Here is an 8,252-nt window from a genome sequence, read left to right on the forward strand (position 1 = left end):
CCCGCGGAGCGGGTACCATATCGCTTCGCGATATGCAAGCGAACTGGGGTGCTTCGCACCCCAGTTGCGCCCTCGCTCCGCGAGGGCGCAAGCGGTGGCTTCGCCACCGCACCCGGGTAAAGCCCGGGGTCAGTCCCTCCGCTCCGCTCCAGGACTGACAAGAGGTCAGCACCGGTGCTTCGCCCCGGTGCTGACGGTCCGATGCTTCGCATCGACCCGAGTCAGGCCCTGCCCGGTCCCAGTGGCCTCCGCTGCGCTCCAACCACCCCCCATACCTGCACAGTTGGGCGTGCCACGCTCCGCGCGGCCCACCACGGGCCTGACGGCCCAGCAGTAACAGCAATGGGTGGGGAGGTGACAGGTAGTCGGGCGAGTGACGGGGTGCGGGGGGGCGGCCACTCGCAGAGAGGGAAAGGACTGAGGGGGCGTCAAGGCTTTGGATTGGCTTGCGATAAGGCAAGACTAGCAGCTTTCGGCCACGTTAGAGGGGATCTCGCGATTCTGTGTGCTTCATTTTTGCAACCGAGATAAGCTATGGACTCAGAGCACACCACCCCGGACCCCTCTGGAGGGATATCTAGATCCATCCCACGGCCTTGCCGGTGCTCCGGTGAGGCAGAGCAACCAGCCGATCGCATCAGTCCAACCGTAGCCCTCACAGCTCCCCTACGTGCAGGTTTCCCGTTTCCCGCCACTCGAATCGACCGGACGGCACCCAGGAGAAGGCAGGCGAATATGTCGAGCACAGACCGCGTTGACCAGCGCGAGGCAGCCCAGCGAGAAGCCATTGACGCGGTCGTGCGCGCCCTCGAATTGCCTGCAAGATCACTTGTCCCCGAACGAGGGCTTCGAACGCAGGTGATCATGGCGACCGGGTCCGGGAAGACCCGGGTGGCAGTCCGCAGCGCGGAGGAGCTCCACGCGGGCCGTGTGCTGGTGCTCGTGCCCTCTCTGGACCTGCTCGCCCAGACCGAGTCCGCGTGGCGCGAGGGGGGCCGCCGGGGGCCGATGATCGGGGTGTCCTCGCTGCGGGGTGAGGAGGTGTCCTTCCCCAACACCACGGACGTGGACGAGCTGGTGGAGTGGACGCGGAGCCTGGACAAGGTGACCGTGTACGCCACGTACGCCAGCCTCGGTCTGGGCACGCTGGAGCGGGCGCACGCCGCTGGCCTTTCGGCTTGGGACCTGATCATCGTGGACGAAGCCCACCGCGTTTCGGGCCGGGTCGGGAAGCCGTGGGCGGTCGTCCACAACAACCAGAAGATCCCGTCCCTGCGCCGTCTGTACATGACGGCCACGCCCCGGCTGTGGCAGCTCGGGGACGAGGACGAGGCCGGCGCACCCGGCGAGCTGGTCGCGAGCATGGACGACGACCCGGAAGGCCCCTTCGGCAGCAGGGCGTTCACGTTGACGCTCTCGGAGGCCATCGACAGGGGAATCTGTGCCCCCTACCAGGTCGTATGCGTCGACATCACCGACACCGCGCTCCAAGCAGCCCAGCTCCTGGGCGCTGAGGGCCGCTCCGAACAGGTCCGCGGGGCCCGGCTCGCCGCGCTGCAGACCGCCCTGGTGAAGGCGTCGGCCGAAGAAGGCTTCCGCCGCACGCTGGTCTTCCACCACGTCGTGAAGGAAGCAGAAGCCTTCGCGGCCGGCCTCCCCGACGTCGCCGCGCAGCTGCACGCCAGCGACCCCGAGCTGTACCCCAAGACGATCTGGGCCAACTGGCTGTGCGGCGACCACAAGCCGCTCCACCGCCGCCGACTGCTCGGAGAGTTCGCGGCCGGGATCGCCACGGACGGCACCGTGGTGGAGAAGTGCTTCCTGTGCTCGGTCAAGGTCCTGGGCGAGGGCGTCGACACCAAAAACTGCGACTCCGTCTACTGGGCTGACGTACGCGGCTCGATGCCGGACCTGGTCCAGGCCGTGGGCCGGACGCTGCGGATGCAGCCGGGCGAGGGCAAGATGGCCTCGCTCGTAGTGCCGGTGCTGCTCGGGCCGGGCGAGACGGCGGACAACATGCTCACCTCCCGGGCCTTCGGCGGGCTGGCCAAGCTGCTGGAGGCGCTGCGGGCACACGACGCCAGGATCGTGGAAACCCTCGCGGAGCAGCAGGCCCCCAGCCGTACTCCCAAAGGGCGGGAGCTCAGCAGTGAAGACGAGGAGCAGGGAGCGGCGTGGCAGGGCGTCAGCGCCCCCGCCAAAGCCCTCCTGAAGTTCAGCACGCCCCGCGACCCGGCCGCGCTCGCCGCGTTCATCAACCTCCGCGTCCTCAACCCCGAGCACGAACACTGGCGGCGCGGGATCGAAGCCGCCGTCGTCTACGCCCGCGAACACGGCGACCTGCGCGTGCCGTTCACGTACCGCGTCCCCGACGGCGAGGAGGCCAAAGGGGTCGGGTGGCCGGCCTCGCTCGCGAACTTCCCGCTGGGGCAGTGGACCGCCGACGCCAGGAGGTTCTACGCCCGCGGCGACATGAACGAAGAGCGCGTGGCTCAGTTGGAGAAGCTCGGCATGGTGTGGAGCCATTTCGACGTCGCCTGGGAGGAAGGCCTGTCGGCAGCGCGTGGGTGGGCCTCCGAGAACGGCCACCTCCTCGCGCCGCTGGATGCCGCCCACCAGGGCTACAAGGTCGGCATCTGGCTGAAGAACGCCCGCGCCGCCGCCCGGCGCGCCCAGGAGCTTGAACAGCGCCAGGCTGAAGGGCTCACCGTCGAATCGTGGACCGGGGCGATGTCGCCGGAGCGGCGCGAGCAGCTGGAGAACATCGACCCGTCCTGGTGCCCCACCTGGCCTGTCGAGTGGCAGCGCGCCTTCCACCTCACCCGCCTCCACCTCGAAGAGGTCGGCGGCGAACTGCCCACCGAACCAGGCGGCGTCGTGCACCAGGGCGAAGACCTCGGCCGGTGGGTTCGCGCGCAGCGCCTCGGCTGGGACAAGCTCACCAGCGTGCAGCAGTGGATGTGCGAACAGGTCCTCGGGATCGAACCCGCGACCGAGGACGAGAAGCCCAAGCCGCGCACCAGCCAGGCCGACAAGTGGGCAATGCACCTCGCCGCCGCCCAGCAGTACTACGAGCGCGAAGGCCACCTGAAGGTACCGCGCAAGCACGTCGAAACGATCACCGTGGGCGAGGCCGACGGCGAGGACCAGGAGCAGCGGCCTCTCCGGCTGGGTGCCTGGGTCGGGAACCAGCGCTCGCGGGCGGCAACGCTGACCCCGGAGCGGGTGGAGCAGCTGTCCAAGGTCGGGATGCGGTGGACGTGATGGCGTACGGATGAACGGCCGGGCCTACCTGGTGGGGCTGGGCGAATGGGTCAGGAGCCTGTGCCGAGTCGGCTGAAGGCCCAGCGCAGCACGTCCTCGTCGACGCGGGCGCGTCCTGTGCGGTCAAGGGCGGTCTGGGTGTGGGCGGTGAGCCTGGCCCAGTTGCGGAAGTTGCCGTGGGCGGCGTGCTGGTCGGCGAAGGCAATGTCACCGGGATCTGCGTCTGCCCAGAGGGGGTGGTAGAGCGGGATGACGTCCAGGACCTCGTCGGGGGTGAGGCGGGTGAAGCGCTGCCAGATGAAGATGCGGGAGGACAGCATGGGTTCTTTGCGCAGTGTGGCGTAGCAGCCTTCGCCGCCGACGAAGACGACGGCGAGCTGGGTGCAGGGGCCGTCCCAGAGGTAGCGGACGTACTCCAGCAGGTCTCCGCTCAGCCACTGGGCCTCGTCCAGGACGAGGGTGCGCGGGTGGGTGGCGAGCGTGTCCTTGAGGAGGTGGTCGAACTCGGTGGCGTAGCGCGGGGGCTGGCCCGGCAGTTCGAGTGCGGTGAACAGTTCGTGGCGTACGGCGCGGGTGGTGGGGCGGGCGTGGAAGGTGATGCGGCGGATGTCCTCGTCGGGCTCGAGTGCGCGCAGGCAGCTGGTCACGGCGACGGTCTTGCATCGGCTCCATCCACCGCCGCCACCGGACCGTCGAGTTCAAGAAGTTCCTCACCAAGCTCGACAAGGAAGTCCCGTCCGGCCTGGACGTCCACCTGATCTGCGATAACTACAGCACCCACAAGTCGCCGGCGGTCAGGAAGTGGCTTCAGGCCCACCCCCGGTTCCACATGCACTTCACCCCCACCTATTCCTCCTGGCTCAACCAGGTCGAGCGGTGGTTCGGACTCCTGACGGACAAGCAGATACGGCGCGGCACCCACAAGTCCCTCCACGCGCTGGAGAAAGACATCCGAATCTGGATCAAGACCTGGAACGAGAACCCCCGCCCCTTCGCCTGGACGAAGAGCGCCGACGAGATCCTCGAACGCCTCGCCGCATATCTTGATCGAATTCCTGGCGCAGGACACTAGTTGCGGCCCGGTCACGCTTCTCACGTACGACTGCGCGCACGCCCGGACTTCTCCGTGCGACGCCGACTGAGTGACAAATGTCAGTGAAAGCGATGAGGAATCGCAGCAGTTCGTCGGCAGTGCGGTTCATAGCCTTTCGGTAGCTATTCACGCGCCTGGGCACCGCGCGTACAACCCTCGAAGGAGATCGTCATGCCGCGTCCGGCCTCATCCTCACCGAGCAGCACCCGCAGGACCAGCAGGACCACCGGAATCAGCAGGAGACGTATGGTGACCACGGGCACCGCGCTCGCCGCGGGACTCGCTCTGACCGCCACCCCCGGCACCGGCACCCCCGCCGTCGCCGCGTCGCCCCGCCGAGCGCCAGGTGATTTCCAGCCGCCCGTACGGCTCGTCCTTCCGCCGCCGAGCGGTCCTCATGCCCTCGGCACCGTGGCCCTGCATCTCAGCGACCGCAGCCGCCGGGACCCCTGGGTCGCTGCACGGCCGGTACGGGAGCTGATGGTTCAGCTCTGGTACCCCGCACGTGCAGCCACCGGCCTGCCCAGGGCGCCATGGATGACAGGACAGGCCGCCAAGGTCTTCCAGCAGACGGGGTATCTCCTCCCCGAGTACGCCACGTTGCCGGACACGCACGCCCGTATCGGCACAGCGGCGGATACGCGCAGGGGCCGACGCCCGGTGATCCTCTATTCCCACGGACACGGCCAGCACCGCAGCTCCAGCACGGCGCTGGTCGAGGAACTCGTCGGCCACGGATACATCGTGGTCACCATCGACCACACATTTGACGCCGGGCAGGTCGAGTTCCCCGGTGGCCGGGTCGAGAAGTACGCGATGCCTCCTTTCACGGCGGAGGACGACGACCCGGTGATCCTCAAGGCGGTCGACGTGCGGGTGGCCGACACCCGTTTCGTACTGGAGGAGCTGTCGCGGCGCGTACGGGGCCGCCGGGACCCGCTCCCGCACGGACTCGGCGACATCCTCGACCTGTCCAGGACCGGCATGTTCGGCCACTCCCTGGGTGGTGCGACCGCGGCCTCGGCGATGGCGGCAGGAGTACCGATCGCGGCAGGCGCGAACCTCGACGGCAGTCTCTTCGGTCCGGTGGTGACCAAGGGGCTGCGCAAACCGTTCCTCCTGATGAGCGAGGACGCGGACAGCAATCCGAGCTGGCCCGAGATCTGGCCGCGGCTGCGAGGCTGGCGCCGCCATCTCCGGCTGACCGGTACCCGGCACTTCTCGTACACGGACTACGAGACGTTCATGCCGCAGGCCGCCTCGCGGCTCGGAGCGACCGACGAGCAGCTGGCCGAGTTCATAGGGCCGCTCGACGGGGCGCGCGGTATTGACGTCCAGCGGCACTTCCTGCTCGCCTACTTCGACCTTCACCTGCGCGGCCATCACGCCCCGATCCTCGAAGGGCCGTCACCCCGGTATCCGGAGGTGCGCTTCATCGGCGGTGTCAAATGATCCGAAAGCAAACTCGTGGACGCCCGCGTCTCGCAGCCGGTGAAGGCCACCCGTTCGATTGCTCGTGCTTGTGCCGCCCGTTCTTGTCGCGTGTGCTGCCCCATCATGTGCACGTAAGGGCCTGAGGTGGGCCCCGTACCGGCCACCGCCCGATCCCGTGTGTCGGGCGAAAGGAGCGTGGGACTGCTCCAGCCCGTACCACCAGCGTCACCAGATTCACCTTCACCAATGTCTCCATTCGCATGCCGGGAGGATCGGGCAACGGCATGTCGAAGGACGCTCCTACGCCCGCCCTCATATCTCCTGGCGCGGGCGCCCAGCCGGGCGGCGGTGGCGAACCCCACCGCAGTCAGCAGCACCACTGTGGCGTCCAGGCTGAGCACCGCGGTGATCAGCGAGGCCGTCACGAAGACAAGGACCAGCAGGCGGCGGGGGCGATCGGGCGGCCTCGGCCGCCGCGTGGTGGAGCGAGATCGCGCCGGTGGCGATGACCGCCCCGGCGGCGGGGACGGCCACGGCCGCCTCCGGCCAGCCCCATGGTCGGATCACCGCGCAGGCCAGCACCGCCAGGAGCAGGGCGACCGAGAGGGCTTCAGCGAGTGCGGAGTTCAGCGTCTGAGCCTTCCGGGACGGAATTCCGGCGCAGCGGACGGCCGCTTGTACCAGCGCATGCCGAGTGCGTCGAGGTCCGCCCGGCGTATGCCATGTCGTGGCAGGACCATGTGGGCGGCTCTCTCGACGGCACCTCGTACGGGCCGAGGGACGGACGCTGCCGCGCCCTATCGGAGGGCGCGGGCCGCGACTCGCCCTTGGCGGCGCTGCACGCCGTCGCCGACGAGTTCGCCGGTCACCTATCCACCCCCCGAGGAGATGGCCAATCACCTCGGCATGCTCCAGCTCGACCTGTCCGACCCCGAGTTCCGCGTGCATGCCGCCGCGCACCCGCGCGGTCGACGCGGCACTACAGGAGCTGCTCACCGACGCCGTCGTGCGGCACTCCTGAGCGTGCGAGGGGGACGCGCCGTTCAGCGCCCGGGCCGGCGGCCGGTCACCCCCGGCCGAGGGCTTCGCTGTAGACGCGCATCGCCGACAGGATGTGTTCCTCGGCCGCCCGGCGGGCGGCGTCCTCGTCTCCGGCGATCACGGCCTGGCATATTTCCTGGTGCTGGGTGAGCACGGTCAGCCCCCACTCTCCGTCGGAGAGGTTGGACACCGTGGAGATCGCGATGCGGTCCCGCACCCGGTGCAGCGCGTCCGTCAGGAACGCGTTGCCGGGAGCTTGGCCGAATGCCCGGTGGAAGGCCAGGTTGGCCCGCGCCGACTGCTTCGCGTCGCCCTCGGTGACCGCTCGCTCCACCTCTTCCGCAGCCTTCTCGATGTCCCGGAGGTGCGCGGGCGCGATCTGCCCGGCCGCTTGCAGGCGGGCGGTCTGGGCCGCGGCCAGCCCCTCCAGCACGGCGCGCAGATTGTAGAGCTGCTCGATCTCGTCGCTGCTGGGCGTCGCCACCGCGACCCCGCGCGCCATCGGTACGACGCGGCCGTCCGCCTGTAGGCGGCCCAGGGCCTCGCGCACCGGCGTGCGGCTCACTCCGAGCTCCTGCGCCAAGGCGGCCTCGGTGAGTCGCTCGGCCGGCGCGAGCTCTCCCTCCGCGAAGCGCCGGCGCAACGTTACGAAGCCGGCTATTCGCGTGCGGCGTTCCATGCAGCGCTCGTCCCGAAATAGGAGTCGTAGAGTTCCTGGACTTCGAGGAGGCTCTCCGGTGGCACTTTGCCGTAGTGGATGCGCTCTAGGTGGCGGAAGTACTCGAAGCGTTCCACTCCGGGCGTGATGATGACCAGCATGTCCGCGATCTCGCCGGCTGCGGCGGCGAAGGCGTGCTGTGTACCGGGCGGTACCACGACAACGTCTCCGCGCTCCGCGGTGACCACCTCATCGCCGGACAGGAGCTGGGCGGTGCCGTCGAGGACGTAGAACATCTCGGCGGACTTGCCGTGGTGGTGAGGACGGGCGCCATCGGCACCTTTGCCGAGGGTGACACGCATGCTGGAGAGTGCCCCGCCCGTGGCGGAGCTGTCGACGAGCAACTGGTTGGTTACTGGGCCGCCCTCGCCTATCAATTCGGCGTCAGCAGAGCGCACAACGACGGTTCCGTCGAAATCGGGAATGAAGAGAGACATTTCTTGCTCCTGCGATATTTCATCCCGCTGAAAGGCGGGAACTACTGGGCAGGCAGTCGTCGGCCGGGGCAGCAGAGGCCGCCTGCCCGCTGCCTGCACCGGCGTCGGCAGGGCGAATGGCGCGCCCTGATCGGGGAGCACGCCATCAGCCAAGGGCCACTCACTGTCAGCTAACCTCGATCTTTCGTGATTGGTCGTCAGCTTTGGTTGGCGGCTGATGCGTCGTTGTGGAGAGTGTGCGGGCAAGCGGAGGGCCCGATCGTCA

The 8,252-nt window shown here is 68.7% G+C and carries 6 protein-coding genes and 2 pseudogenes; 3 read left to right on the forward strand and 5 right to left on the reverse strand.

What is annotated here, in order from left to right:
* Positions 1 to 735: 735 nt before the first annotated feature.
* Positions 736 to 3,264 carry a Helicase associated domain protein gene (locus tag ABZ826_RS38320; protein WP_361459085.1) on the forward strand — a complete coding sequence of 843 codons (2,529 nt, stop codon included), beginning with the start codon at positions 736 to 738 and terminating at the stop codon, positions 3,262 to 3,264.
* Positions 3,265 to 3,314: 50 nt separating this feature from the next.
* On the opposite strand, the gene ABZ826_RS38325 is transcribed toward ABZ826_RS38320, so the two are convergent.
* Complete coding sequence (locus ABZ826_RS38325; RefSeq protein ID WP_361459087.1) at positions 3,315 to 3,911, reverse strand: ATP-binding protein; 597 nt, start codon at positions 3,909 to 3,911, stop codon at positions 3,315 to 3,317.
* Positions 3,912 to 3,925: 14 nt separating this feature from the next.
* Between ABZ826_RS38325 and ABZ826_RS38330 the strand changes: the two are divergent.
* Positions 3,926 to 4,336: pseudogene (locus ABZ826_RS38330) on the forward strand (IS630 family transposase); the annotation flags it as partial.
* 143 nt (positions 4,337 to 4,479) lie between these two features.
* Here the strand turns inward: ABZ826_RS38330 and ABZ826_RS38335 are convergent.
* Complete coding sequence (locus ABZ826_RS38335) at positions 4,480 to 4,614, reverse strand: hypothetical protein (protein WP_361459089.1); 135 nt, start codon at positions 4,612 to 4,614, stop codon at positions 4,480 to 4,482.
* On the opposite strand from ABZ826_RS38335, the gene ABZ826_RS38340 reads away from it, so the two are divergent.
* Positions 4,604 to 5,809 (forward strand): hypothetical protein, encoded by a 1,206-nt coding sequence (locus ABZ826_RS38340; RefSeq protein WP_361459091.1) that lies wholly within the window; start codon positions 4,604 to 4,606, stop codon positions 5,807 to 5,809. The genes ABZ826_RS38335 and ABZ826_RS38340 overlap by 11 nt on opposite strands.
* A gap of 296 nt (positions 5,810 to 6,105) precedes the next feature.
* Here the strand turns inward: ABZ826_RS38340 and ABZ826_RS38345 are convergent.
* The 3 genes and pseudogenes from ABZ826_RS38345 to ABZ826_RS38355 all read right to left on the reverse strand — a co-directional run.
* Positions 6,106 to 6,421: pseudogene (locus ABZ826_RS38345) on the reverse strand (arsenic transporter); the annotation flags it as partial.
* A gap of 436 nt (positions 6,422 to 6,857) precedes the next feature.
* On the reverse strand, positions 6,858 to 7,511 hold the full coding sequence (locus ABZ826_RS38350) for a GntR family transcriptional regulator (RefSeq protein ID WP_361459093.1): 654 nt from the start codon (positions 7,509 to 7,511) through the stop codon (positions 6,858 to 6,860).
* Positions 7,490 to 7,987, reverse strand: a complete 498-nt coding sequence (locus tag ABZ826_RS38355; protein ID WP_361459095.1) for a cupin domain-containing protein — start codon at positions 7,985 to 7,987, stop codon at positions 7,490 to 7,492. The genes ABZ826_RS38350 and ABZ826_RS38355 overlap by 22 nt, the downstream gene beginning before the upstream one ends.
* Positions 7,988 to 8,252 lie beyond the last annotated feature (265 nt).

The sequence above is a fragment of the Streptomyces sp. NPDC047515 genome (genome assembly GCF_040643055.1).
Classification (GTDB): Bacteria; Actinomycetota; Actinomycetes; order Streptomycetales; family Streptomycetaceae; genus Streptomyces.